Origin of the sequence: Streptomyces sp. NPDC004542, assembly GCF_040610035.1 — a bacterium.
In the GTDB taxonomy this organism is placed as follows: domain Bacteria; phylum Actinomycetota; class Actinomycetes; order Streptomycetales; family Streptomycetaceae; genus Streptomyces.
This window is the reverse complement of record NZ_JBEXLP010000047.1, coordinates 1-21,844: the sequence shown is the minus strand read 5'-3', so window position 1 is coordinate 21,844 and position 21,844 is coordinate 1. Positions and strand designations below refer to the sequence as shown.

Annotated in this window: 24 protein-coding genes and 2 pseudogenes; 7 read left to right on the top strand and 19 right to left on the bottom strand. The window is 71.8% G+C overall.

Going from position 1 to position 21,844, the window contains the following annotated elements; all coding sequences use genetic code 11:
• Nucleotides 1-94: 94 nt before the first annotated feature.
• On the bottom strand, nt 95-1,552 hold the full coding sequence (locus tag ABZX30_RS24020) for a hypothetical protein (protein WP_355936687.1): 1,458 nt from the start codon (nt 1,550-1,552) through the stop codon (nt 95-97).
• 267 nt (nt 1,553-1,819) lie between these two features.
• On the opposite strand from ABZX30_RS24020, the gene ABZX30_RS24015 reads away from it, so the two are divergent.
• A complete protein-coding gene (locus ABZX30_RS24015) occupies nt 1,820-3,655 on the top strand; it encodes an endonuclease/exonuclease/phosphatase family protein (protein ID WP_355936684.1) in 1,836 nt (611 codons plus the stop codon).
• A 75-nt stretch (nt 3,656-3,730) separates the two neighbouring features.
• Here the strand turns inward: ABZX30_RS24015 and ABZX30_RS24010 are convergent, their stop codons facing one another.
• The 4 genes from ABZX30_RS24010 to ABZX30_RS23995 all read right to left on the bottom strand — a co-directional run bounded on the left by ABZX30_RS24010 (nt 3,731) and on the right by ABZX30_RS23995 (nt 5,556).
• The gene (locus ABZX30_RS24010; RefSeq protein ID WP_355936681.1) at nt 3,731-4,228 is read right to left on the bottom strand and encodes a DUF3618 domain-containing protein; all 498 of its coding nucleotides are present in this window, start codon (nt 4,226-4,228) and stop codon (nt 3,731-3,733) included.
• Nucleotides 4,225-4,644: a phage holin family protein gene (locus ABZX30_RS24005; RefSeq protein WP_355936679.1), complete on the bottom strand. Its 420-nt coding sequence runs from the start codon at nt 4,642-4,644 to the stop codon at nt 4,225-4,227. Before ABZX30_RS24005 ends, ABZX30_RS24010 begins: the two co-directional genes overlap by 4 nt.
• Before the next feature lie 67 nt (nt 4,645-4,711).
• Nucleotides 4,712-5,404: a hypothetical protein gene (locus ABZX30_RS24000; RefSeq protein ID WP_355936676.1), complete on the bottom strand. Its 693-nt coding sequence runs from the start codon at nt 5,402-5,404 to the stop codon at nt 4,712-4,714.
• Nucleotides 5,401-5,556, bottom strand: coding sequence for a hypothetical protein (locus ABZX30_RS23995; RefSeq protein ID WP_355936674.1), 156 nt, complete (start codon nt 5,554-5,556; stop codon nt 5,401-5,403). The genes ABZX30_RS24000 and ABZX30_RS23995 overlap by 4 nt, the downstream gene beginning before the upstream one ends.
• A 169-nt stretch (nt 5,557-5,725) precedes the next feature.
• Here ABZX30_RS23995 and dapA point away from each other — a divergent pair, with 169 nt between their 5' ends.
• Entirely contained in the window at nt 5,726-6,643 is a 918-nt protein-coding gene (gene dapA, locus ABZX30_RS23990) for a 4-hydroxy-tetrahydrodipicolinate synthase (protein ID WP_355936671.1), read from the top strand.
• A 9-nt stretch (nt 6,644-6,652) separates the two neighbouring features.
• Here dapA and ABZX30_RS23985 read toward each other — a convergent pair whose 3' ends face one another.
• The 4 genes and pseudogenes from ABZX30_RS23985 to ABZX30_RS23970 all read right to left on the bottom strand — a co-directional run.
• Nucleotides 6,653-6,859 carry a hypothetical protein gene (locus ABZX30_RS23985; protein ID WP_355936668.1) on the bottom strand — a complete coding sequence of 69 codons (207 nt, stop codon included), beginning with the start codon at nt 6,857-6,859 and terminating at the stop codon, nt 6,653-6,655.
• Between the two features lie 232 nt (nt 6,860-7,091).
• Nucleotides 7,092-8,078 (bottom strand): 2,3,4,5-tetrahydropyridine-2,6-dicarboxylate N-succinyltransferase, encoded by a 987-nt coding sequence (dapD, locus tag ABZX30_RS23980; RefSeq protein WP_355936665.1) that lies wholly within the window; start codon nt 8,076-8,078, stop codon nt 7,092-7,094.
• 44 nt (nt 8,079-8,122) lie between these two features.
• Nucleotides 8,123-8,275 (bottom strand): annotated as a pseudogene (locus ABZX30_RS23975) (TetR family transcriptional regulator); the annotation flags it as partial.
• Nucleotides 8,274-8,453 (bottom strand): annotated as a pseudogene (locus tag ABZX30_RS23970) (SMR family transporter); the annotation flags it as partial. The pseudogenes ABZX30_RS23970 and ABZX30_RS23975, both read right to left, overlap by 2 nt.
• A 390-nt stretch (nt 8,454-8,843) precedes the next feature.
• On the opposite strand from ABZX30_RS23970, the gene ABZX30_RS23965 reads away from it, so the two are divergent.
• Nucleotides 8,844-9,719: an AbfB domain-containing protein gene (locus tag ABZX30_RS23965; RefSeq protein ID WP_355936663.1), complete on the top strand. Its 876-nt coding sequence runs from the start codon at nt 8,844-8,846 to the stop codon at nt 9,717-9,719.
• Nucleotides 9,720-9,794: 75 nt separating this feature from the next.
• Here ABZX30_RS23965 and ABZX30_RS23960 read toward each other — a convergent pair whose 3' ends face one another.
• Genes ABZX30_RS23960 through ABZX30_RS23925 form a run of 8 tightly spaced genes read right to left on the bottom strand, consistent with a single transcriptional unit; the run spans nt 9,795 to nt 16,368 of the window.
• Nucleotides 9,795-10,127 carry a metal-sulfur cluster assembly factor gene (locus ABZX30_RS23960; protein WP_355936660.1) on the bottom strand — a complete coding sequence of 111 codons (333 nt, stop codon included), beginning with the start codon at nt 10,125-10,127 and terminating at the stop codon, nt 9,795-9,797.
• Nucleotides 10,124-10,591 (bottom strand): Fe-S cluster assembly sulfur transfer protein SufU, encoded by a 468-nt coding sequence (sufU, locus tag ABZX30_RS23955; RefSeq protein WP_355936657.1) that lies wholly within the window; start codon nt 10,589-10,591, stop codon nt 10,124-10,126. Before sufU ends, ABZX30_RS23960 begins: the two co-directional genes overlap by 4 nt.
• A gap of 18 nt (nt 10,592-10,609) precedes the next feature.
• Nucleotides 10,610-11,866 (bottom strand): cysteine desulfurase, encoded by a 1,257-nt coding sequence (locus ABZX30_RS23950; RefSeq protein ID WP_355936654.1) that lies wholly within the window; start codon nt 11,864-11,866, stop codon nt 10,610-10,612.
• The gene (gene sufC / locus ABZX30_RS23945; protein ID WP_355936651.1) at nt 11,863-12,648 is read right to left on the bottom strand and encodes a Fe-S cluster assembly ATPase SufC; all 786 of its coding nucleotides are present in this window, start codon (nt 12,646-12,648) and stop codon (nt 11,863-11,865) included. Before sufC ends, ABZX30_RS23950 begins: the two co-directional genes overlap by 4 nt.
• 7 nt (nt 12,649-12,655) lie before the next feature.
• Entirely contained in the window at nt 12,656-12,979 is a 324-nt protein-coding gene (locus tag ABZX30_RS23940; RefSeq protein WP_355936649.1) for a non-heme iron oxygenase ferredoxin subunit, read from the bottom strand.
• Nucleotides 12,976-14,157, bottom strand: a complete 1,182-nt coding sequence (gene sufD / locus ABZX30_RS23935; protein WP_355936646.1) for a Fe-S cluster assembly protein SufD — start codon at nt 14,155-14,157, stop codon at nt 12,976-12,978. The genes ABZX30_RS23940 and sufD overlap by 4 nt, the downstream gene beginning before the upstream one ends.
• A 58-nt stretch (nt 14,158-14,215) precedes the next feature.
• Nucleotides 14,216-15,637, bottom strand: coding sequence for a Fe-S cluster assembly protein SufB (gene sufB, locus ABZX30_RS23930; RefSeq protein ID WP_355936643.1), 1,422 nt, complete (start codon nt 15,635-15,637; stop codon nt 14,216-14,218).
• The gene (locus tag ABZX30_RS23925; protein ID WP_355936640.1) at nt 15,634-16,368 is read right to left on the bottom strand and encodes an ArsR family transcriptional regulator; all 735 of its coding nucleotides are present in this window, start codon (nt 16,366-16,368) and stop codon (nt 15,634-15,636) included. The genes sufB and ABZX30_RS23925 overlap by 4 nt, the downstream gene beginning before the upstream one ends.
• Nucleotides 16,369-16,561: 193 nt before the next feature.
• Here ABZX30_RS23925 and ABZX30_RS23920 point away from each other — a divergent pair, with 193 nt between their 5' ends.
• The 4 genes from ABZX30_RS23920 (at nt 16,562) to ABZX30_RS23905 (ending at nt 20,191) form a co-directional block, all read left to right on the top strand.
• Nucleotides 16,562-17,377: an AAC(3) family N-acetyltransferase gene (locus ABZX30_RS23920; protein ID WP_355936637.1), complete on the top strand. Its 816-nt coding sequence runs from the start codon at nt 16,562-16,564 to the stop codon at nt 17,375-17,377.
• A gap of 31 nt (nt 17,378-17,408) precedes the next feature.
• Nucleotides 17,409-18,332 carry an ABC transporter ATP-binding protein gene (locus tag ABZX30_RS23915; protein WP_355936635.1) on the top strand — a complete coding sequence of 308 codons (924 nt, stop codon included), beginning with the start codon at nt 17,409-17,411 and terminating at the stop codon, nt 18,330-18,332.
• 50 nt (nt 18,333-18,382) lie between these two features.
• Nucleotides 18,383-19,114 carry an ABC transporter permease gene (locus ABZX30_RS23910; RefSeq protein WP_355936754.1) on the top strand — a complete coding sequence of 244 codons (732 nt, stop codon included), beginning with the start codon at nt 18,383-18,385 and terminating at the stop codon, nt 19,112-19,114.
• Between the two features lie 75 nt (nt 19,115-19,189).
• Nucleotides 19,190-20,191: a COX15/CtaA family protein gene (locus tag ABZX30_RS23905; RefSeq protein WP_355936632.1), complete on the top strand. Its 1,002-nt coding sequence runs from the start codon at nt 19,190-19,192 to the stop codon at nt 20,189-20,191.
• 12 nt (nt 20,192-20,203) lie between these two features.
• Here the strand turns inward: ABZX30_RS23905 and ABZX30_RS23900 are convergent, their stop codons facing one another.
• Together ABZX30_RS23900 and ABZX30_RS23895 are read right to left on the bottom strand one after the other, a co-directional pair.
• Complete coding sequence (locus tag ABZX30_RS23900; protein WP_355936630.1) at nt 20,204-21,310, bottom strand: amidohydrolase family protein; 1,107 nt, start codon at nt 21,308-21,310, stop codon at nt 20,204-20,206.
• A gap of 67 nt (nt 21,311-21,377) precedes the next feature.
• A complete protein-coding gene (locus tag ABZX30_RS23895) occupies nt 21,378-21,710 on the bottom strand; it encodes a hypothetical protein (RefSeq protein ID WP_355936627.1) in 333 nt (110 codons plus the stop codon).
• Nucleotides 21,711-21,844 lie beyond the last annotated feature (134 nt).

Below are 21,844 nucleotides of genomic sequence, written 5' to 3'. Positions count from 1 at the left end.
CTGCCGCGGGGGTCACCGGAACAGCGCCGTGTGCATACCGGGGCGACGTCAACGGCTCCGCGGCCCTTCCCGGACACGGGGCCGTGCCGGGGCGTCAAGAACCCTGCTGGGACCTCGCCTTGAACGCCGCTTTCCTCGCTTCCTTCGCTATCCGCTTGTCGGGGTGCAGGCGGCCCATCGCCTCCAGTACGTCCGGCGTGGCCGGGTGGTCCACCCGCCAGGCCGCCGCGAAGAAACCGCTGTGCTGTCGGGCGAGGCCCTCGACGAGAGCGTGCAGTTCCTCGGAGTCGCCCTCGGCCTGGAGCTGGGCGGCGACCGTGTCGATGGTCAGCCAGAAGACCATCCGCTCGGTCGGCGGCGGCACGTCGGCCGCGCCGCGCTCGCTCAGCCACACCCGGGCCAGCCCGCCGAGTTCCGCGTCGTCGAGCACCTCGCGCAGCGCGGGTTCGGCCTCCGGGCCGACCAGGGACAGCGCCTGCTGGCAGCGCAGCCGGCGCAGCGGTGCGCCGGGGTCCGCACCGCGCGCGGCGGCCAGCAGTTCGGTGGCGGCGACGAGCGGGTCACGGCGGGTGAGCCACTGTTCGGTCTCGGCCTGGGCGGCGGCCGGCGGGTAGGCGGACGTCCCGTCGAGCAGTACGTCCGCGCCCTTGTCGGCGAGGTCCCCCACGGCGGGCACCTCGAAGCCGTCCTCCAGGAGCCGAGCCCGCAGCCCGTAGGCGCCGAGCGGTGTCAGCCGGACCATGCCGTAGCGGGTGACGTCGGTGTCGTCGACCGCTGCGGAGGCCTCCCCGGCCGCGGCGCCGTCGGTGCCGCCGCTGCCGTCGGGGTCCGCCATCAGCGCCTCGTCGACCGGCTGGTACACCACGAGCCCGACCGGCTCCAGCACCCGGAACCGATCGTCCAGCCGCATCATCGCGGCGGAGACCTGCTCGAGCATGTCGTCGGTGGGCTCCCCCGTGCCGCTGGGCACGATCACCGAGGCGGCCAGCGCGGGCAGCGGGACGGCCGCGTCACCGGGACCGTTCTCGCTGACGGCGAGCAGGTACAGGTTCCGCAGGACCCCGTCGAGGAAGGCGGCCTCCGCCTGCGGGTCCCAGTCGAGTGACGCGAAATCGACCTCGCCGCCGGCGTCCATCGCGTCGACCAGGCCGTCGAGATCGGGCACGCTCGCGTCGGCGACCACGGTCTCCAGCGCGGTCAGCCACACCGCGAGCACGTCGTGCGGTGAGCCACCGGTCAGCCGCGCCAGCTCCTGCCCCGCGGTGACGGTCCCGGTCTCCTCGTCGGTGATCTCCACCAGACCGGTGTCCACGGCGACCCGCCAGGCCTCGCTCGCGAGGGCGGCCGCGTCGTCCCCGCTCAGCGCGAGCGCTTCCGCGGCGGCCGGGAGTAGCTCGTCGACCAGCCCGCCGCCGGCGTCCACGCGGGTGCCGGATCCGGCCCAGCGGGCGAGCCGGGCGGCCCGGGACAGCAACGGCGTGGACAGCGCGTCACGCGCCAGCTCCGCTTCGGGACGCAGCCGGACCGGCGGCAGGGGGGAGCTGTCTGACATCGGACTCCTCGCGGTGGTCAGGGGTTCAACCGCTCAGCCTAGACGGATTTGGACCCATGCCACCCGGTTCATCTCCCCGCCGCCGGCCGTACATGGCCGAAACCTTGACAACTGATGTGGCCAGGCAGGAGATTGACGCGCGTAGAAACGGGGGGACAACTGTTCACTCATTTGTTCACGCGGCTCTACGCGTGTCACGCACACTCCACCCGGGGCACGCTGCCCCACCCCCGTCCCGGCGCTCACGTACGTCCCCGGAGGAATCCCTTGCCGAGCAGGTCTTCCGCGCGCCTCGCCGCGCTCACCGTCGCCGCCGTCTGCAGCGCGGCGGCCACCGTCCAGATAGTCGCCCTGCCCACTCCCGCACACGCGGACTCCGTGCGCATCCACGACGTCCAGGGCACCACCCGCCTGTCGCCGTACGCCGGCCAGAAGGTGACGGACGTACCCGGCATCGTCACCGGCACCCGCACCTACGGCTCCTCCAAGGGCTTCTGGATCCAGGACCCCACGCCGGACGACAACCCTGCGACCAGCGAGGGCGTGTTCGTCTTCACCAGCTCCGCCCCGAAGGTCGCCGCCGGCGACTCGGTCACGGTCACCGGCACGGTCTCGGAGTACGTGCCCGGCGGCTCCTCGGGCGGCAACCAGTCGCTGACCGAGATCACCAAGCCGACGGTCACCACGCTCTCCGGCGGCAACACCGTCCCGGCCGCCACGGTGATCGACGCGGACTCGGTACCGGCCCGGTACACCCCGGCCGGCGACCCCGCCGCGAACGGTTCGGTCAACGGTCTGACCCTGGACCCGGCGACGTACGCCCTGGACTACTACGAGTCCCTGGAGGGCATGAACGTCCAGGTCGCCGACGCCCGCGTGGTCACCGCCACCGACCCCTACAGCGAGCTGTGGGTCACGGTGAAGCCGCACGAGCACCGCAACCGCCGCGGCGGCACGGTCTACGGCTCCTACGACGCGCAGAACACCGGCCGGCTGCAGATCCAGTCGCTGGGCTCGACCGCCGACTTCCCCAAGGCGAACGTCGGCGACACGCTCACCGGCACCACCACCGGTCCGCTGGACTACAACCAGTACGGCGGATACACCCTCGTCGCCGGGCAGCTCGGCACCCTGAAGAGCGGCGGTCTGGAGCGGGAGACGACCCGCAAGCAGTCCCGCGGCGAGCTGGCGGTGGCCACGTACAACGTCGAGAACCTCGATCCGTCCGACGCCACCTTCGATGAGCACGCCGCCGCGATCGTGAACAACCTCCAGTCGCCGGACATCGTGTCCCTGGAGGAGATCCAGGACAACGACGGCGCCAAGGACGACGGCACGGTCGCCGCCGACGTGACGGTGAACAAGCTGATCGACGCGATCGTGGCGGCGGGCGGCCCGAAGTACGACTGGCGTTCGATCGACCCGGTCAACGACCAGGACGGCGGCGAGCCCGGCGGCAACATCCGCCAGGTCTTCCTCTTCAACCCGGAGCGGGTCTCCTTCACCGACCGCGCGGGCGGCGACTCCACCACGGCGGTGGGTGTCACCAAGGTGCACGGCAAGGCGCGGCTGACCGCCTCGCCGGGCCGGATCGCCCCGGCGGACCCGGCCTGGACCAGCAGCCGCAAGCCGCTGGCCGGCGAGTTCGCCTTCCGCGGCAAGACGGTGTTCGTGATCGCCAACCACCTCAACTCCAAGGGGGGCGACCAGGGCCTGACCGCGCAGTACCAGCCGCCGGTGCGCAGTTCGGAGACGCAGCGTCACGCGCAGGCGACGCTGGTCAACGCGTTCGTCAAGAGCGTCCTCGACGTCCAGAAGAACGCGGAGGTCATCGCGCTCGGCGACATGAACGACTTCGAGTTCTCCGACACCGCCAAGATCCTCGAGGGTGACGGCGAGCTGTGGTCGGCGATCAAGTCGCTGCCGAAGAGCGAGCGCTACACGTACGACTACCAGGGCAACGCGCAGGTCCTGGACCAGATCCTGGTGAGCCCGTCGATCCGGCGCGGCTGCGACGTCGACTACGACAGCGTGCACATCAACTCGGAGTTCAACGACCAGATCAGCGACCACGACCCGCAGGTGCTGCGGTTCCGTCCGTAGCGGCCCCGGACCGGACGGCGCGGGGGCCGCGGGATCAGCCGGTGATCCCGCGGCCCCCGCGGCCGTCGCCGCCCCTCAGCGGTGGCTGCGGCGCACGCGCCACCAGATGCCCGCCACGACGAGCGCCGCGCCCGCCGCGCCGACGACCAGCGCCGGCACCGGGTGCCGGGCGCCCGCCTGGACGAAGCCGCGCGCCGGGCGCGGCACGTGCTTCTCGACGGCGTGCCCGGCGTGCGCCGCCCTGTCGTGTGCCAGGTGTCCGGCGTGCCCCGCCCGCTCCTGCACGGTGTGACCGGCCCTGAGCGCCCGCTCCTGCGCGGTGTGACCGGCCTTGGCCGCCCGTTCCTGCACGGTGTGACCGGCCTGCGCGGCGGTGCTGCGCAGCTGTACGGTCATCGCGCCCGCCTTGTCCCTGAGGTCGGCGGCGCGGGCCCGGGCGCGGCCCTTCACGTCCGCCCTGGCGGCCAGCTCCTCCACGGTGCTGCCGAGCTGGCTCCTGGTGTGCCTGATCTGCTGCCGCAGCTCGTCGGGGCCCTTCGCGCCGCCCCCGCCGGGTCCGCTGCTGTTCGTCATCGGTGCGCCCTTTCCCTGATCTCCTCGACGTCTGCCCTGACGCTGCCGAGCGTCTCCTCGGGCGTGGGCGGGGCGGCGCGCCGCAGCTGGGCGCGGCCGGTCACGGCGAGCACCGCGGCGACGGCGAAAAGCACCGCCGTGACGATGAGCGCCGCGGCCCACACCGGCAGCACCAGCGAGAGGGCGGCGGCCGCCGCCGCGGCCAGGCCCAGCAGACCGGCGTAGGCGACGGCACCCGCCGCGCCCAGCAGCCCGCCGCCCCGTCCGGCCCGCCGCCCCTTCTCCGCCAGCTCCTCCTTGGCAAGGGCCACTTCCTGCCGCGCGAGCTGGGAGAGCTGTTCAGTGGCCCGGCTGACGAGTTCACCCACGGAAGGGTGCTCGTCGGCCGCGGGCCGTACGTTCATGGTCCCGGTCACGGTGTTCCGCCTCCTCTCGGTCCGGAGCATCCGGGTACCCAGGTCGGCGACCGTTATAGGAGCGCACCTAGCCCTTGGGCCCGCCGTCCGTCCCGCGCTCGCCGAGGTGGGCCAGCTGGGTCTGGAACCAGTCGAGGCGGGCCTGCAACAGGGCCGCCTCCGCGACGAGTTCGGGCACCCCGAGCCCCTCGGGCCGGTCCGGGGCGTGGTCCGGTGCCGGGGTGGTGCCGCCCGCCACCACCCGCAGCCCGTGCCCGGCCAGCCGGGCGAAGGAGGCGAGCGAGACGGACGTACGGCCGCGCAGGCACAGCGGGCAGCAGGCGGTCAGGGCCCGCCATCCCGGCCTGCCCCAGTCCGCGTCGGCGAGCGCCGCCGGGGGCGCTCCGCAGGCGCAGGGGCCGACGGTGGCCGTGCGCACCCGCTGCCGGGCGTAGCGGAAGCCGCGCTCGAAGCGGATGTAGACGCCGAGCACGGAGACCTCCAGCAGGACCGCCGCCCGGTGCTCGGTGGTGCACAGCAGCGCCTCGGCGGCCGCCCGGTCGTGCACGCAGTGGAAGCCGCAGTCGCACAGCCGTGCCGGTGGGCGGTGCCGGCGGCCGTAGACGCAGGACGCGTCGTCCAGGACGGCGTACGGAAGCGCACCGCCGAGCGACACACCGGTGAACCCGGCCCGGGTGCCGTCCTGGGACAGCACCGGGTGGGCGATCTTGTATCCGGTCGGCGGCTCCGTCGGGCGTTCCGTGGGGAGCCGCAGTCTCATCGTGCGGCCGGGACCTCTTCGGGGACGGAGGCCAGCGGTTCGCGGATCTCCTCGGGGACGTCGGGTTCTTCGTCGGGGACGTCGGGTTCTTCGTCGTGGACGACCGGCTGTTCCTCAGCGACTCCGGTGGCCAGTGCCTTGCCGAGCTTCATGGCGCCTCCCATGACTGCCGTCGGGGACCTCCTGGCCATAGTGACCCATGAGGGGCCGAGGTGGACACAGGACAGGGCGCGCACGAGGCCGGACCGCGCAGCAACGCTTACCGGTATCCCGTAGCGGATTTAAGTGGAGCTTCACCTTCGCCGTGCCGAGACTACTCCCATGACGACCACCGTGACGGCCACCGCGCCCGTCTCCCCCCGCCCCTTCGGCCGCACGCTCTGCCCGATGGTCACACCGTTCACCGAGGCCGGCGCGCTCGACCTGGACGGCGCCGGCCGCCTGGCCGAGCGGCTGGTGGCCGAGGGCTGCGACGGCCTGGTCCTCAACGGCACGACGGGCGAGTCGCCGACCACCAGCGACGCCGAGAAGGCGCGGCTGATCACGGCCGTCCGGGAGGCGGTCGGCGACCGGGTGCCGCTCGTGGCGGGCGTGGGCACCGCGGACACCCTGCACACCGTGGAGCTGGCCCTGGCGGCCGGGAAGGCGGGCGCGGACGGCGTGCTGGTGGTGACGCCGTACTACAGCAGGCCTCCGCAGGACGCGCTGGAGGCGCACTTCCGCCAGGTCGCCGACGCGAGCGGCCTGCCGGTGATGCTGTACGACATCCCGGGCCGCACGGGCACCCGTATCGAACCGGAGACGGTGATCCGGCTCGCGGACCATCCCCGGATCGTCGCGGTCAAGGACTGCTCGTACGACTTCCTCGGCATCCAGAAGGTGCTGGCGCGCACCGGCCTGGCCTGCTACGCGGGCTGCGACGAGCACGTCCTCGCCCTGTACGCGCTGGGCGGCGCGGGCTGCGTCAGCACGGTCGCGAACGTCGTGCCGCGCCGGATCGCGGAGATCCTGGAGGCGTTCGAGGCGGGCGACACGGCACGCGCCGCCGTTCTCCAGCGGCGGGCCGCCCCGCTCGTCGAGGCCATGACGGCCGCGGGCGAGCAGGGCGCGGTCACGGCCAAGGCGCTCCTGAACGCGCTCGGTCTGCCGGCGGGCCCGGTGCGCGCACCGCTGCGGCCCGCCGGCCGGGCGGCGGCCGACGGGCTGCGGGCGGTGTACGAGGAGTTCACGGCCGCCTGACCAGCGGCGTCAGCGGCGGGCGAAGACGGGGCGCCATGCCTTCGGCTCGTCGGACCTCTCCTTCTGGACACCGCTGAGCGGCACGACCTCGTCGCTGCCGATCGTCACCAGCACGAGCCGGGCCCGGTACGGCTCGTCCAGACCGCTCGCCCGCTCCCAGGCGATGAGCCGGTTCGCCACGAACTCCCGGAAGCTCTCCACCGCTTCGGCATCCATCGTCACCTTCTCTTCCGCCGGGCGGACCCTGCGCCCGTCCCCCTGTACCCCCTGTGACGCGGCCCGCCGCCCGCCGCTATGCCTGTGCGCCGCGAGAAGATTCCCGCCGGTCCACCACGCCCGGCGCCGTGCCTCGTCCCCGTGCGCCGTCCCTTGTCCGTGACGTCCCCCCGGACATGACCGAGCGCCCTCCCGCCCGAGGCGGAAGGGCGCTGCGCGGGGCCGCCGGTGGTCAGTTGTGGCTGTGCAGGACCTCGTTCAGGCCGCCCCAGACCGCGTTGTTCGGGCGGGCCTCGACCGTGCCGGTGACCGAGTTGCGGCGGAAGAGGATGTTGGAGGCGCCGGAGAGTTCGCGGGCCTTGACGATCTGGCCGTCGGGCATGGTGATGCGGGTGCCCGCGGTGACGTACAGGCCGGCCTCGACCACGCACTCGTCGCCGAGGGCGATGCCGACGCCCGCCTCGGCGCCGATCAGGCAGCGCTCGCCGATGGAGATGATCACGTTGCCGCCGCCGGAGAGCGTGCCCATGGTGGAGGCGCCGCCGCCGATGTCGGAGCCGTCGCCGACCACGACGCCCGCGGAGATACGGCCCTCGACCATGGAGGTGCCGAGCGTGCCCGCGTTGAAGTTGACGAAGCCCTCGTGCATGACCGTGGTGCCCTCGGCGAGGTGGGCGCCCAGGCGGACGCGGTCGGCGTCGGCGATGCGGACGCCCTTGGGGGCGACGTAGTCCGTCATGCGGGGGAACTTGTCGATCGAGGTGACCTGGAGGTGCAGGCCCTCGGCTCGGGCGTTCAGCCGGACCTTCTCGATGTCGTCGACGGCTACCGGGCCGAGCGAGGTCCAGGCGACGTTGGCGAGGTGGGCGAAGATGCCGTCCAGGCTCTGGCCGTGCGGCTTCACCAGGCGGTGCGAGAGCAGGTGCAGGCGCAGGTAGACGTCGTGGGTGTCGATCGGCTTGTCGTCGAGCGAGGCGATGACCGTGCGGACCGCGACCACCTCGACGCCCCGGCGGACGTCCGGGCCGATCGCCGCGGTCGCGCCGCCGCCGAGCTGCTGCGCGGCCTGCTCGGCGGAGAGCCGCTCGGTGCCGGAGGGGCCGGGCTCCTCGGTCAGCTCCGGCGCGGGGAACCAGGTGTCGAGAACGGTCCCGTCGGCGGCGATCGTGGCGAGGCCCGCGGCGACGGCACCGGTGGTGCGTGCGTTCTTGTCGGTCATAAGGGCAACCTAACGTGGCCGGGCCCGCCGGGGCGAACCGTGTCTCACGTGCCGGGCGGTGACGCGCCGCCCCGCGCCGGGCCGGGTGCGTCGATCAGCCGGGCCAGGACGTCCCGCGCGTACCCCTCGTCGTACTCCGCCCCCGTCAGCAGCACGTGCAGGCAGATCCCGTCCATCAACGCGAGCAGGGCCAACGATCCCGCCGGCCGTGGCCGCGCTCAGCCCCTCACCGGACAGCAGCAGACCGATCACGGCGATGGCCGCGGTGCCCACCCCGGCCCAGATGGCGTACGCGGTGCCGATCGAGACGGTCCTCAGGGTGCGGGCGAGCAGGGCGAAGGAGACGAGGCAGCCGAGAGCGGTCAGCAGCGCGGGGCCGGGCCTGCAACCCCTGTGTACGAGCGTACACAGGGGCCCTGGACGGGTCGCTCCCCCGGCCGGGTCGCGCTGCGCCGAGTCCATGACCGCGTTCAGGTTCGGCTCATGGAAACGCGTTTCCCGCCGACCGGTGATCCGGCGGGCGGGTCCGGCCCGGGGGGATGACCGCCCCGCCGAGGCCGCCGCCGGGTGATGAAGCGGGACCGGGGGGGCGCTGGGAAGGAAGTGTGAAGTCACACGCGGCACATGAGGGCGTTTCACTTTCATGGAAACCGCTCGCTCAAACGTCTCCCGGCAGCCTCTCGGCTCCACTAGTGTTTCACCACTCACCCACCTGACCCTCACACCCCCCGGCCGCCGCCCCGCGGGCCGCTGGAGGAACAGCGCATGCAAGAAACCACGCCCCAGCCCCCTCGCAACGAGCCTTGGGAGAACGGCTGGGCCCCCGATACGTCCCGGGCACCCGGAACGCGAAGACTCTGGCTGGCCGGTGGACTGGCGGTCGCGACGATCGTCGCCTGTGTGACGGCGATATCCGTGCATCAGAGAGGTCCTGAAGAGCCGTCACCCCAGGCGGCGACGTCGGCGGACGCCGACGACGACGGTCCCGGCCTGCTCTCCTTCGCCTCGCCCTCCGCGAGCACCAAGGCCGCGCCCGGGACGAAGAGCCTTCCGTCGTCGGCCACCCCCACCCCTGCTCCCCCTCCTACGGCCTCGACCACGTCCCCGGATCACGGCGGGGGCGGGTCCAAGGCACCCGCCGAGCCGTCCAAGTCCCCGAGGCCGACGGCCTCGTCCGGGAAGCCGGACTCGGGCGGCGGTTCGCACGGCTCGGACACCTCGTCCGCGTGGCGGTCCGTCCAGTCGGTCAACTACCCGGACCGCTACTGGCACCTCAGCGGCGGCTATGTGAAGCTCGACCGGATCGGCTCCGCCTCCGCGCGCCGCGACGCCACCTTCAAGGTGGTCAAGGGCCTGGCCGACGCCTCCTGCTTCTCCTTCGTCACGGCCGACGGCACCTATCTGCGGCACAGCTACTTCGTGCTGCGCTCCGCGAGCAACGACGGCTCGGCCCTGTTCCAGCGGGACGCCACCTTCTGCGCCCGGCCGTCCTCGGTCTACGGCGCGGTCATGCTGGAGTCGGTCAACTACCCGGGCCGCTTCCTGCGCCACCAGAACTTCCAGCTGAAGCTGGACCGGTACCGGTACGGCGGCCTCTACCAGGCGGACTCGGCCTTCCGGTTCGTCGACGGGCTCGCCTGACCGGACGGGCCGGCCCGCACCACACGGAAGCGGCGGCACCCTTCGGGGGCCGCCGCTTCTCGCGCGCAGGAACGGTCAGACGTTGAACCCGAGCGCCCGCAGCTGCTCGCGCCCGTCGTCCGTGATCTTGTCGGGGCCCCACGGCGGCATCCAGACCCAGTTGATGCGCAGCTCGTTGACGAGGCCGTCCGTGGCGGACTTGGCCTGGTCCTCGATGACGTCCGTCAGCGGGCAGGCCGCGGAGGTCAGGGTCATGTCGACGGTCGCGATGTTGGCGTCGTCGACGTGGATGCCGTAGATCAGGCCGAGGTTGACGACGTCGATGCCCAGCTCGGGGTCGACGACGTCCATCAGGGCCTCGCGGAGTTCCTCCTCCGAGGCGGGCTTGATCTCCACGGTCTCACTCATGCCGTCTTCCTTTCGGCGTCGGCTCCGCCCAGGGCCTGGGCCGTCGCGTCCTTCCACGCCATCCAGCTCAGGAGGGCGCACTTGACCCGCGCTGGGTACTTGGAGACACCGGCGAACGCGACCGCGTCCTCCAGGACCTCCTCCATCGCGTCGTCGGGCTCGATCCTGCCCTTGGACTGCATCAGCTCCAGGAAGGTCTCCTGGATCTTCTGCGCGTCCGCCAGGTCCTTGCCGACCAGCAGCTCGTTCAGCACGGAGGCGGAGGCCTGGCTGATGGAGCAGCCCTGGCCCTCGTACGAAACGTCCTCGATCGTCGTGCCGTCGTACTTCACGCGGAGGGTGATCTCGTCGCCGCACGTCGGGTTCACGTGGTGCACCTCGGCGTCGCCATCCCTCAGACCACGCCCGTGCGGGTTCTTGTAGTGGTCCAGGATGACTTCCTGGTACATCGAGTCCAGCTTCACGGTCTCAGCTCACGCCCTTCAGCCGAAGAAGTTCCGAACGTGCTCCAGCCCCTCGACCAGCGCGTCGATCTCGGTCGGCGTGGAGTACAGATAGAACGACGCTCGCGTGGTCGCGGGAATTCCGTAGCGCAGGCAGACGGGTCGCGCGCAGTGGTGGCCGACGCGTACCGCGATGCCCTGCTCGTCGAGGACCTGCCCCACGTCGTGCGGGTGGATGTCGCCCAGGGTGAAGGAGATCGCGGCCCCCCGGTCCTCGGCCGTGGTCGGGCCGATGATCCGCAGGTCCGGGACCTCGCTCAGCCGCCGCACGGCGTACTCGGTGAGCGCGTGCTCGTGGGCGAGGATCTTGTCCATGCCGATCGACGACAGGTAGTCGATCGCGGCGCCCAGACCGACCGCCTGGGCGATCGGCGGGGTGCCCGCCTCGAACTTGTGCGGCGCCGGGGCGTACGTCGAGGAGTGCATCGACACCGTCTCGATCATCTCGCCGCCACCGAGGAACGGAGGCAGGTCCTCCAGCAGCTCCTGGCGGCCCCACAGCACGCCGATGCCGGTCGGGCCGCACATCTTGTGGCCGGTGAAGGCCACGAAGTCGGCCTGCAGGGCCTGTACGTCCAGCGGCATGTGCGGCGCGGCCTGCGAGGCGTCGACGCAGACCAGCGCGCCGACCTCCTGGGCGCGGCGGACTATCGCCTCGACCGGGTTCAGGGTGCCCAGGATGTTGGAGACCAGCACGAAGGAGACGATCTTCGTCTTCTCCGTGATGATCTCGTCGATGTCGGACAGGTCCAGGCGGCCGTCGTCGGTCAGGCCGAACCACTTCAGCTTCGCGCCGGTGCGCTGCGCGAGCAGCTGCCACGGCACGATGTTGGAGTGGTGCTCCATCTCGGTGATGACGATCTCGGTGTCGGAGTCCACCCGGTAGGGCTCGTCGGCCCAGCCGAGCATGTTGGCGACGAGGTTGAGCGACTCGGAGGCGTTCTTGGTGAAGATCACCTCGTCGCGGCTCGGCGCGTTGACGAACGCGGCGACCTTGTCGCGCGCACCCTCGTACAGCGCCGTGGCCTCCTCGGCGAGCACATGCACACCGCGGTGGACGTTGGCGTTGTAGCGCTCGTAGTACTCGCTGAGGGCGTCCAGCACCTGGCGCGGCTTCTGCGAGGTCGCCGCGTTGTCCAGGTACACCAGCTTCCTGTCGTCATGGACCAGCCGGTCCAGGATCGGGAAGTCCTTGCGGATCGCCTCCGTGTCGAGAAGGCCCGGCAGCTGGGTCACTCGGATGCGCCACCCTTCGTGTCGGCTCCGTCGTGCTTCGCGTACGCCTCGTAGCCCTCTTCCTCAAGCTTGTCGGCGAGCTCGGCGCCGCCGGACTCGACGATGCGGCCCCCGGAGAAGACGTGGACGTAGTCGGGCTTGATGTAGCGCAGGATGCGCGTGTAGTGGGTGATCAGCAGGGTGCCGACCTCACCGGTCTCGCGGACGCGGTTGACGCCCTCGGAGACGATGCGCAGCGCGTCGACGTCCAGGCCGGAGTCCGTCTCGTCGAGGATCGCGACCTTCGGCTTGAGCAGCTCGAGCTGGAGGATCTCGTGGCGCTTCTTCTCACCGCCGGAGAAGCCCTCGTTGACGTTGCGCTCGGCGAAGGACGGGTCCATGTTGAGGCGCTCCATGGCCTCCTTGACCTCCTTCACCCAGGTGCGCAGCTTGGGGGCCTCGCCGCGGACGGCGGTGGCGGAGGTGCGCAGGAAGTTGGAGACCGAGACGCCGGGGACCTCGACCGGGTACTGCATCGCCAGGAACAGGCCCGCGCGGGCGCGCTCGTCGACGGACATCTCCAGGACGTCCTCGCCGTCGAGGGTGACGGTACCGCTGGTGATCGTGTACTTCGGGTGACCCGCGAGCGAGTAGGCGAGGGTCGACTTGCCCGAGCCGTTGGGGCCCATGATGGCGTGCGTCTCGCCCTGCTTCACGGTCAGGTCGACGCCCTTGAGGATCTCCTTCGTGGCGTTGTCGGCCTCGACGGTGACGTGCAGGTCTCGGATTTCAAGCGTTGCCATGGGTGCCTCAGGACTCCTGGGTGAGGGAGACGAGCACGTCGTCCCCTTCGATCTTTACGGGGTATACGGGGACGGGGCGCGTCGCGGGAAGGCTGTCGGGCTTTCCGGAGCGCAGGTCGAAGCGCGAGCCGTGCAGCCAGCACTCGATGTGGCAGTCGTCGACCTCGCCCTCGGACAGCGAGACGTTCGCGTGGGAGCAGATGTCGTTGATGGCGAACACCTCGCCCTCGGTCCGCACGACCGAGACCGGCGTGCCGGCGATCTCCACCCGCTTCGGGGTGTCCTCCTCCAGCTCGCTCAGCCCGCAGACTCGCACGAATGCGTCGCTCATGCGACCGACGCCTCCAGCTCTTCCTCGATCTTGGCGATGAGGCGCTCCTCGATGTCCGCGACGCCGATCTGCTGGACCAGCTCGGCGAAGAAGCCGCGGACGACGAGGCGGCGGGCATCGTGCTCGGGGATGCCCCGGGCCATCAGGTAGAAGAGCTGCTCGTCGTCGAAGCGGCCGGTGGCGCTCGCGTGGCCGGCGCCCACGATCTCGCCGGTCTCGATCTCCAGGTTGGGTACCGAGTCGACCCGGGCGCCGTCGGTGAGGACGAGGTTGCGGTTCATCTCGTAGGTGTCCGTGCCCTCGGCGGCGGCCTCGATGAGCACGTCCCCGATCCACACGGCGTGCGCGGCCTCGCCCTGGAGCGCGCCCTTGTACATGACGTTCGACGTGCAGTGCGGGGTGTTGTGGTCGACGAGGAGGCGGTGCTCCTGGTGCTGGCCGGCGTCGGTGAAGTACAGACCGAACAGCTCGGCCTCGCCGCCGGTGCCGGCGTAGGCCACGCGCGGGTGGAGACGTACGACGTCACCGCCGAAGGTGACCACGAACGACTTGAGGGTGGCGTCCCGGCCGATCAGCGCGTTGTGCTGGGCGACGTGGACGGCCTTGTCGTCCCAGTCCTGGACGGAGACGACGGTCAGCTTGGCGCCGTCGCCCAGGATGTAGTCGACGTTGGCGGCGAGCACGGCGTCACCGGTGTGGTCGATGACGACGACGGCCTCGGCGAAGGCTCCCAGCTCGACGACCTGGTGGCCGTAGGCGACCCCGCCCTCGCCGTGCACGGCGATGCGGATCGGCTCGGTGAGCACCGTCTCCTTGGGGACGGTGACCACGCCGGCCTTCTCGAACGCCGAGTACGCCTGGGCGGCGACGCGGTCCACGGGGGTGCCCGCCCTGCCGAGGCGCGCGTCGTCGCGGCCGACGGTCTCGACGATCACGCCCTCGGGGGCCTGCACGTCCACCTTCACGCCGTCGCCGGTGGCGACCGCGGTGCCGTCGTGCAGCCCGCGCAGCCGCTCCAGCGGCGTGAACCGCCACTCCTCCTCACGGCCGTGCGGAACCGGGAAGTCCGCCACGTCGAAGGACGGGGGCGCGCTCATGCGCGTGGCGACGGTCGACTCGGCGGCCACCGCGATCTGGCCCGCGGTCGTGGAACCCACGGGGATGTTTGCCTCAGCCATGGCTGTCGGTCTGCTCTCTTCCTACGTCAGGTTTCGCTGGCTGTGGTCCGGAGGCGGGTCAGCCGACCGCGCCTTCCATCTGCAGCTCGATCAGCCGGTTGAGCTCGAGGGCGTACTCCATGGGCAGCTCCTTGGCGATCGGCTCGACGAAGCCGCGCACGATCATCGCCATCGCCTCGAACTCGCTCAGACCACGGCTCATCAGGTAGAAGAGCTGGTCCTCGGAGACCTTGGAGACGGTCGCCTCGTGGCCCATGGACACGTCGTCCTCACGGACGTCCACGTAGGGGTACGTGTCGGAGCGGGAGATGGTGTCCACGAGCAGCGCGTCGCACAGCACGTTGGACTTCGATCCGGCCGCGCCCTCACCGATCTCGACCAGGCCGCGGTACGAGGTGCGGCCGCCGCCGCGCGCCACCGACTTGGAGACGATGTTGGAGGAGGTGTTCGGCGCCATGTGGACCATCTTGGAGCCGGCGTCCTGGTGCTGGCCCTCGCCCGCGAAGGCGATGGAGAGGGTCTCACCCTTCGCGTGCTCGCCCATCAGGTAGACGGCCGGGTACTTCATCGTCACCTTGGAGCCGATGTTGCCGTCGATCCACTCCATGGTCGCGCCCTCGTAGGCCACGGCGCGCTTGGTGACCAGGTTGTAGACGTTGTTCGACCAGTTCTGGATGGTCGTGTAGCGGCAGCGGGCGTTCTTCTTGACGATGATCTCGACGACCGCGCTGTGCAGGGAGTCCGACTTGTAGATCGGAGCGGTACAGCCCTCGACGTAGTGCACGTAGGCACCCTCGTCGACGATGATCAGGGTCCGCTCGAACTGGCCCATGTTCTCCGTGTTGATACGGAAGTAGGCCTGGAGCGGGATCTCCACGTGCACGCCCTTCGGCACGTAGATGAAGGAGCCGCCCGACCACACGGCGGTGTTCAGGGCCGCGAACTTGTTGTCACCGGCGGGGATGACGGTCCCGAAGTACTCCTTGAAGAGCTCGGGGTGCTCCTTGAGCGCGGTGTCGGTGTCGAGGAAGATGACGCCCTGCTCCTCCAGGTCCTCGCGGATCTGGTGGTAGACGACCTCCGACTCGTACTGGGCGGCGACACCGGCGACGAGGCGCTGCTTCTCGGCCTCCGGGATGCCCAGCTTGTCGTAGGTGTTCTTGATGTCCTCGGGCAGGTCCTCCCAGGACTCCGCCTGCTTCTCCGTGGAGCGCACGAAGTACTTGATGTTGTCGAAGTCGATGCCCGACAGGTCCGAGCCCCAGTTCGGCATGGGCTTCTTCTCGAAGAGCTTCAGGCCCTTCAGGCGCAGCTTCGTCATCCACTCCGGCTCGGACTTCTTGTCCGAGATGTCACGGACGACGTCCTCGTTCAGGCCGCGCCGGGCGGAGGCACCGGCCACGTCGGAGTCGGCCCAGCCGTATTCGTACGTGCCCAGGCCCTCGAGTTCGGGGTGAGCAGTCTCCGTGGGGAGAGTCATGCGGGGTTCCTCCCGGCCGTGCTTGCAGATGCGTCAGTGGAAATCTTGGGGATGAACGTCGTGCACACGCCGTCGCCGTGTGCGATGGTCGCCAGTCGCTGGACATGGGTTCCCAGCAGCTCGGCGAAGATCTCCGTCTCCGCCTCGCACAGCTGCGGGAACTGCTCCGCGACGTGTGCGACCGGGCAGTGGTGCTGGCACAGCTGTTCGCCGACCGGTGCGCTGCGCGCCGTTGCAGCGTACCCGTCCGCGCTCAGGGCCCTGGCCAGGGCTTCGGCGCGCCGGTCGGGCGCGACGGACTCGATCGCCTTGCGGTACGCCCTCGCCTGCGCGGCGATCCGGGCCCGGGCGAAGGCGCTGACCGCCTCCTGCCCGCCCTCGCGTTCGGCGATCCAGCGGAGCGCGTCCGCGGCGAGCTTGTCGTACGACTGGTCGAAGGCGTCGCGGCCGCAGTCGGTGAGCACGAAGACCTTCGCGGGACGGCCGCGCGTGCGCGCGCCGTACACCCGCTGCTCGCGTGCCTCCACGACGTCGTCGGCGGCGAGCGCGTCCAGGTGACGCCGTACGGCCGCCTGGGTGAGTCCCAGCCGTCCGGCCAGCTCGGCGACGGTCGACGGGCCGTGATCCAGGATGGACCGCGCGACCCGGTTGCGGGTGGACCGCTCCCCGGTCGCGAACTCCTCCTGAGGGGCCCCCACGGGGGCCTCCCGAGCCTCGCCGACGTTTTTCACAACGCCATTGTTGCGTAATTCCTCGGAGGCAGGCAAGCGGCGTCCGGGCGGGCCGACGGTGCCCTGCGTCACTTAGGGCTGCCTAATCCGACCTGCGCAAACGAGGGGCGGGAAGGGCGGCACCGAGGGACGGGCGCGGCGGGGTGCGCAAACCGGTGGCGCGTCCGACCGCGGTCCGCGAGACTGCGGGACCATGCCGACACCCCCTCCGACCGGCCCTCTTGTCACCCGCGACACACTCGGCGCCGAGCTGCGCGCCCTGGGTGTGGAGCCCGGCGAGATCCTTCTCGTGCACTCCTCGCTCAGCTCGCTCGGCTGGGTGTGCGGCGGCGCCGTCACCGTGGTCCACGCCCTGTTGGACGCCGTCGGCCCCGACGGCACGCTCGTCGTCCCCACCCAGTCGGGTGACCTGTCCGACCCGGCGGGGTGGAGCAACCCGCCGGTTCCCGAGGAATGGTGGGAGCGGATCCGGGCCGCCATGCCCGCGTACGACCCGCTGATCACCCGCTCGTGCGGGGTCGGCGTGGTCCCGGAGACCGTGCGGACCTGGCCGGGCGCCCTGCGCAGCGCGCACCCGCACACCTCGTTCGCGGCGCTGGGAGCACGCGCGGCGGAGATCGTCGCCGGTCACGCCCCCGACTGCCGGCTCGGCGAGCGCAGCCCGCTGGCCCGGCTGGAGGAGCGGGGCGCCCGGGTCCTGCTGCTGGGCGCCGGATACGACAGCTGCACGAGCTTCCATCTCGCCGAGTACCGGATCCCCGCGCCGCTCGTGGAGGTCGGGCGGCCGGCGGCCGGCGGGGGGTGGGAGAAGGTGACCGAGGTGTCGATCAGCGCCGAGCGGTTCGACGAGCTGGGCCGGGACTTCGAACGGGACCGGCACGTCCTGCGGGGGAAGGCGGGCGCGGCCGACGTACGGCTGTTCCCGGTGGCGGACGCGGTGGCCTACGCCGAGCGGTGGCTGGCGCTGCACCGGCCCCGTGAGGAGGAGATGCTGCACCCGCCCGCCTGAACCGCGGCGCGCCTACCTAGACTCTGGACCCATGCGAAGTGAGCCCGTGGTCCAGGTCCACGCCTTGGTGAAACGGTATGGCACGAAGACCGCGGTGGACGGCCTGGAACTGGTGGCCGGGGCGGGGGTGACCGCCGTGCTCGGCCCCAACGGGGCGGGCAAGACGACCACCGTGGAGACCTGCGAGGGCTACCGGAAGCCGGACTCCGGCACGGTACGCGTCCTGGGCCTGGACCCGGTGCGGGAGTCGGCCGGGCTGCGGCCCCGGATCGGCGTGATGCTCCAGTCGGGCGGGGTGTACTCCGGGGCCCGGGCCGACGAGATGCTGCGCCACGTGGCCAGGCTGCACGCGCACCCGCTGGACGTGGACGCCCTCATGGAGCGCCTCGGGCTCGGCTCGTGCGGCCGGACCGCGTACCGGCGGCTGTCCGGCGGCCAGCAGCAGCGGCTCGCGCTGGCCATGGCCGTGGTGGGCCGCCCGGAGCTGGTCTTCCTCGACGAGCCGACGGCCGGGCTCGACCCACAGGCCCGCCGGGCCACTTGGGACCTCGTGCGGGACCTGCGCGACGACGGCGTGTCCGTCATCCTCACGACCCACTCCATGGAAGAGGCCGAGCAGCTCGCGGACGACGTCGCGATCATCGACGCGGGCCGGGTCATCGCCCAGGGCTCCCCCGAGGAGCTGTGCAAGGGCGGCGCCGAGAACACGCTCCGCTTCACCGGCCGTCCCGGCCTCGACGTGGGCTCCCTGCTGAAGGCCCTGCCCGCCGACTGCACGGCCGCGGAACTGACCCCGGGCGCCTACCGGGTCGTCGGCAAGGTCGATCCGCAGCTGCTCGCCACGGTGACCTCCTGGTGCGCCCAGCACGGGGTGATGCCGGACCGGATCTCGGTGGAGCGGCACACCCTGGAAGACGTCTTTCTGGAACTGACCGGTAAGGAGCTGCGCGCGTGACCGCCGCCGGTACCTACGCCCCCGCGCCCGGAGCCGCCCCGCTCCCGCGCATGATCGCCGCCCAGGCCGTGCTCGAGACCAGGATGCTGCTGCGCAACGGCGAGCAGTTGCTGCTGACGGTCGTGATCCCGACGCTGCTGCTGGCCCTCTTCAGCTCCGTGGACATCGTGGACACCGGCGCCGGCCGGGCCGTCGACTTCCTCACCCCCGGCGTCCTGGCCCTCGCCGTGATGTCGACGGCGTTCACCGGACAGGCCATCGCGACGGGCTTCGAGCGGCGCTACGGGGTGCTGAAGCGGCTGGCCTCCTCCCCGCTGCCCCGCTGGGGGCTGATGACCGCGAAGACGGCGTCCGTGCTGGTCACCGAGGTCCTCCAGGTGATCCTGCTGACAGTGGTCGCCTTCGCGCTGGGCTGGTCGCCACAGGGCGCCGGGACGTTCACGGGCGTCGTCGCCGTCCTGCTCCTGCTGATCCTCGGCACGGCCGCCTTCTCCGGGCTCGGCCTGCTGATGGCGGGCACGCTGAAGGCGGAGGCCACCCTGGCCGCCGCGAACCTGGTCTTCCTGCTGCTGCTCGTCGGCGGCGGGGTGATCGTCCCGCTCGGCAAGTTCCCTTCCGGCGTCCAGGACGTGCTCGGCCTGCTGCCCATCTCGGCGCTCTCCGACGGCCTGCGGGACGTGCTCCGGCACGGGGCCGGCATGCCGTGGGGCGACCTGGGGATCCTCGGCGCGTGGGCGGTCGTGGGGCTGGCGGCGGCGGGGCGGTTCTTCCACTGGGAGTGAGGCCGGGCAGAACCGGACGGAGCCGGACGGCACCCTCGTGAAAGCGTGCACAAGCTTCCCGCCTACCATGGACCCGTGCCTAAGCTGACCCCCGCAGACGCCGCAGCGGCCCTGCGCAACCCCCTCTCCTTCATCGCCGCACGCTGGACGCCCGCCCCCCGGACGGTCCGGCGGGCCGCGCTGGCCGCCCTCGTGATGTCGGTGGTCATCGTGGTCACCGGCGGTGCCGTACGGCTGACCGGTTCGGGCCTGGGCTGCCCGACCTGGCCCACCTGCACCGACGACTCGCTCACCACCACCCGGGCGATGGGCTTCCACGGCGCCGTCGAGTTCGGCAACCGCATGCTGACGTACGTGCTGTGCGCCGCCGTCGGCTGGGCGATCATCGCCGCGCGGGCGCAGCGGCCGTGGCGGCGGAGCCTGACCCGGCTGGGCTGGGCGCAGTTCTGGGTGGTCATGGGCAACGCGGTTCTCGGCGGCATCGTGGTCCTGGTCGGTCTCAACCCGTACACCGTGGCGGCCCACTTCCTGCTGACCACGGCGCTCATCGCCGTCGCCACGGTGATGTGGCAGCGCACCCTCGAGGGCGACGGGGCGCCGCGCCCGCTGGTCGGACCGGCCGTGCGACAGCTGGTGTGGTTCCTGGTCGCCGCGTCCGTGCTGCTCATCGCGGTGGGCACGGTGGTGACCGGGGCCGGCCCGCACGCGGGTGACTCCAGCGAGGTCAGCCGCATCCCGATCGACTGGGAGACCGTCGCCAAGCTGCACGCCGTACTCGCCTGGATCGTGGTGACACTGACCTTCGCCCTGTGGTTCGTCCTGCGGGCGGTGGAGGCGCCCGAGGGGCCGCTGAACCGCACGCGGGACCTGTTCCTGGTCCTGCTCGCGCAGGGTGTCATCGGCTACGTCCAGTACTTCACGCACCTGCCCGAGATCCTGGTCGGCCTGCACATGCTCGGTTCGTGCCTGATGTGGATCGGGGTGCTGCGCGTACTGCTGGCGCTGCGCGAGCGGCCGCAGACGGTGCCGGGCGTGCCCGGTCCGACGGCCGGGGCGACGGTGGCCACGCGCGCGTGAGCCCCGGGTGACTCACGCGAGTCCGTAGATCCTGCGGGCGTTGCCCGCCGCCACCATCGCGGCCACCCGCTCCGCGTCCTCCAGGCACCACGCCCCCTCGGCCACCCAGGTGCCCAGCACCCGCCCGAGCGACTCGCCGAACAGCCGTGCCGCCACGACGTGCAGTTCGGGCAGGCCGTGGGCGCCGCTGGAGAACAGGATCTTGCCGAACGGGGCCAGCTCGAGGACCTCGGCGAGGACCGTCGCGGCCCGGGCTCCGGTGCGGACCAGGGCGGCACCCGAGTCGGCGTAGACATGCGGGAAGACACCGGCGAGGTGGGCGGCGTGGCGGTGGTACGGGTAGCCGTGCAGCAGGACCAGGTCGGTGCCGAGGCCGGCCGTGGCGCGCACGAAGTCGGTCAGCAGGACCGGGTCGGTGCGGTCGGTGCGCGCGCCCGGTTCCCCGAGTCCCGCGTGCAGCTGGAGCGGCCGGCCCGAGGCGACCGCGATCCACAGCAGGTGCCGCAGCAGCACCGGGTCGTTCAGCTCGCCGCCGACCCGCCGCCCGGCCAGCCAGCGGCCGGCCGCGCCCCGCACCTCGCCCGGCCCGGGCGGCTCCGGTGCCAGCGCGAGGCCGTGCCGTAGCCCGGCCACCGAGCTGAAGGCGACGGCCTGCGCGGCGGCGCCGTGTACCGACTCGGCGAGATTGGCGAGGAACGACTCGACGGTGCCGGAGGTGTCGGCGACCTGCTCGGCGAGGAGTTCCAGACGGACGATCTCGCGGGCGTCGGCGTCACCCGCAGAGGCCAGCTCCGCGGGCCCGGTCAGGTCGCCCGGCAGGCCGGTGTCGACCAGGTACGTGGTGATGCCGCTGCCGCGCAGCAGACGGCGGCCCACCTCCAGTACGCCCAGTTCCCGGCGCCGGGCGAGATACCGCGCGGGGGTGCAGTGCGGTTCCAGGCCGAGCAGGGGCGGGCACCAGCGGCGCACGGCGAAACCGGTCTGCGTGTCGAAGAGCGTGGTGCCGGGCGGGGGCGGCCCCTCGGTACGGCTCAGCTGGGCCTCGAACGTGCCGAGGCCCAGCTCCGTACGCAGAACGCCGTGGCAGTACTGGTCCACCAGGGACGGCGTTTCGATCATCCGGACTCCCGTGACTGGACCTCGTCCTCCTACGGTCCTAACGGGTGAACCGGGTATCAGGTGTTGCTCAGGAGTTGCCCGGCCCGCCCACCTGGATTCCGGCCATGCGCGTCCACTCGTACGGGCCGGTCCGCACCTTGGCCGCGAACTCGCCGTCGAACGCCTCGTGGACGGTGATGCCCGCCGTCCGCACCGCCTGTTCGGCGATGGCGGGGCTGGGCGCCACCAGGTCGCCCCAGCCGCCGTCCTCGCCGACGAGGACGATCCGGGCGCCGCGCTCGCCGATGTACGCCACCTGGCCCTCGGCCCCGCCGTGCGCCTTGGAGAAGGCCTCGATCCGCCGGGCGAGGCGCGCGACCTTGCGCTCGGTCTTCGGGTCAACCTGCTGCGTGTCTGCCATGGCCAGGATGCTACCGACGGGTAGAGCGAACGGCGACGGGCGGGGTGCGTGGCCGTGGCCACCCACCCCCCCCCGACCCGCCGGGGTGGGGGGGACCGGGAAGGAGTAACCCGACCCGGGGGGGGGTGGTCGGG

Bases quoted from the DNA above. Each gene is read 5' to 3' on its own strand.
- ABZX30_RS24020 (WP_355936687.1), bottom strand. From the start codon at position 1,552: ATGTCAGACAGCTCCCCCCTGCCGCCGGTCCGGCTGCGTCCCGAAGCG.
- ABZX30_RS24010 (WP_355936681.1), bottom strand. From the start codon at position 4,228: ATGACGAACAGCAGCGGACCCGGCGGGGGCGGCGCGAAGGGCCCCGAC.
- ABZX30_RS24000 (WP_355936676.1), bottom strand. From the start codon at position 5,404: ATGAGACTGCGGCTCCCCACGGAACGCCCGACGGAGCCGCCGACCGGA.
- ABZX30_RS23995 (WP_355936674.1), bottom strand. From the start codon at position 5,556: ATGAAGCTCGGCAAGGCACTGGCCACCGGAGTCGCTGAGGAACAGCCG.
- dapA (WP_355936671.1), top strand. From the start codon at position 5,726: ATGACGACCACCGTGACGGCCACCGCGCCCGTCTCCCCCCGCCCCTTC.
- ABZX30_RS23985 (WP_355936668.1), bottom strand. From the start codon at position 6,859: ATGGATGCCGAAGCGGTGGAGAGCTTCCGGGAGTTCGTGGCGAACCGG.
- dapD (WP_355936665.1), bottom strand. From the start codon at position 8,078: ATGACCGACAAGAACGCACGCACCACCGGTGCCGTCGCCGCGGGCCTC.
- ABZX30_RS23965 (WP_355936663.1), top strand. From the start codon at position 8,844: ATGCAAGAAACCACGCCCCAGCCCCCTCGCAACGAGCCTTGGGAGAAC.
- ABZX30_RS23960 (WP_355936660.1), bottom strand. From the start codon at position 10,127: ATGAGTGAGACCGTGGAGATCAAGCCCGCCTCGGAGGAGGAACTCCGC.
- sufC (WP_355936651.1), bottom strand. From the start codon at position 12,648: ATGGCAACGCTTGAAATCCGAGACCTGCACGTCACCGTCGAGGCCGAC.
- ABZX30_RS23940 (WP_355936649.1), bottom strand. From the start codon at position 12,979: ATGAGCGACGCATTCGTGCGAGTCTGCGGGCTGAGCGAGCTGGAGGAG.
- sufD (WP_355936646.1), bottom strand. From the start codon at position 14,157: ATGGCTGAGGCAAACATCCCCGTGGGTTCCACGACCGCGGGCCAGATC.
- sufB (WP_355936643.1), bottom strand. From the start codon at position 15,637: ATGACTCTCCCCACGGAGACTGCTCACCCCGAACTCGAGGGCCTGGGC.
- ABZX30_RS23920 (WP_355936637.1), top strand. From the start codon at position 16,562: ATGCCGACACCCCCTCCGACCGGCCCTCTTGTCACCCGCGACACACTC.
- ABZX30_RS23915 (WP_355936635.1), top strand. From the start codon at position 17,409: ATGCGAAGTGAGCCCGTGGTCCAGGTCCACGCCTTGGTGAAACGGTAT.
- ABZX30_RS23910 (WP_355936754.1), top strand. From the start codon at position 18,383: ATGATCGCCGCCCAGGCCGTGCTCGAGACCAGGATGCTGCTGCGCAAC.
- ABZX30_RS23900 (WP_355936630.1), bottom strand. From the start codon at position 21,310: ATGATCGAAACGCCGTCCCTGGTGGACCAGTACTGCCACGGCGTTCTG.
- ABZX30_RS23895 (WP_355936627.1), bottom strand. From the start codon at position 21,710: ATGGCAGACACGCAGCAGGTTGACCCGAAGACCGAGCGCAAGGTCGCG.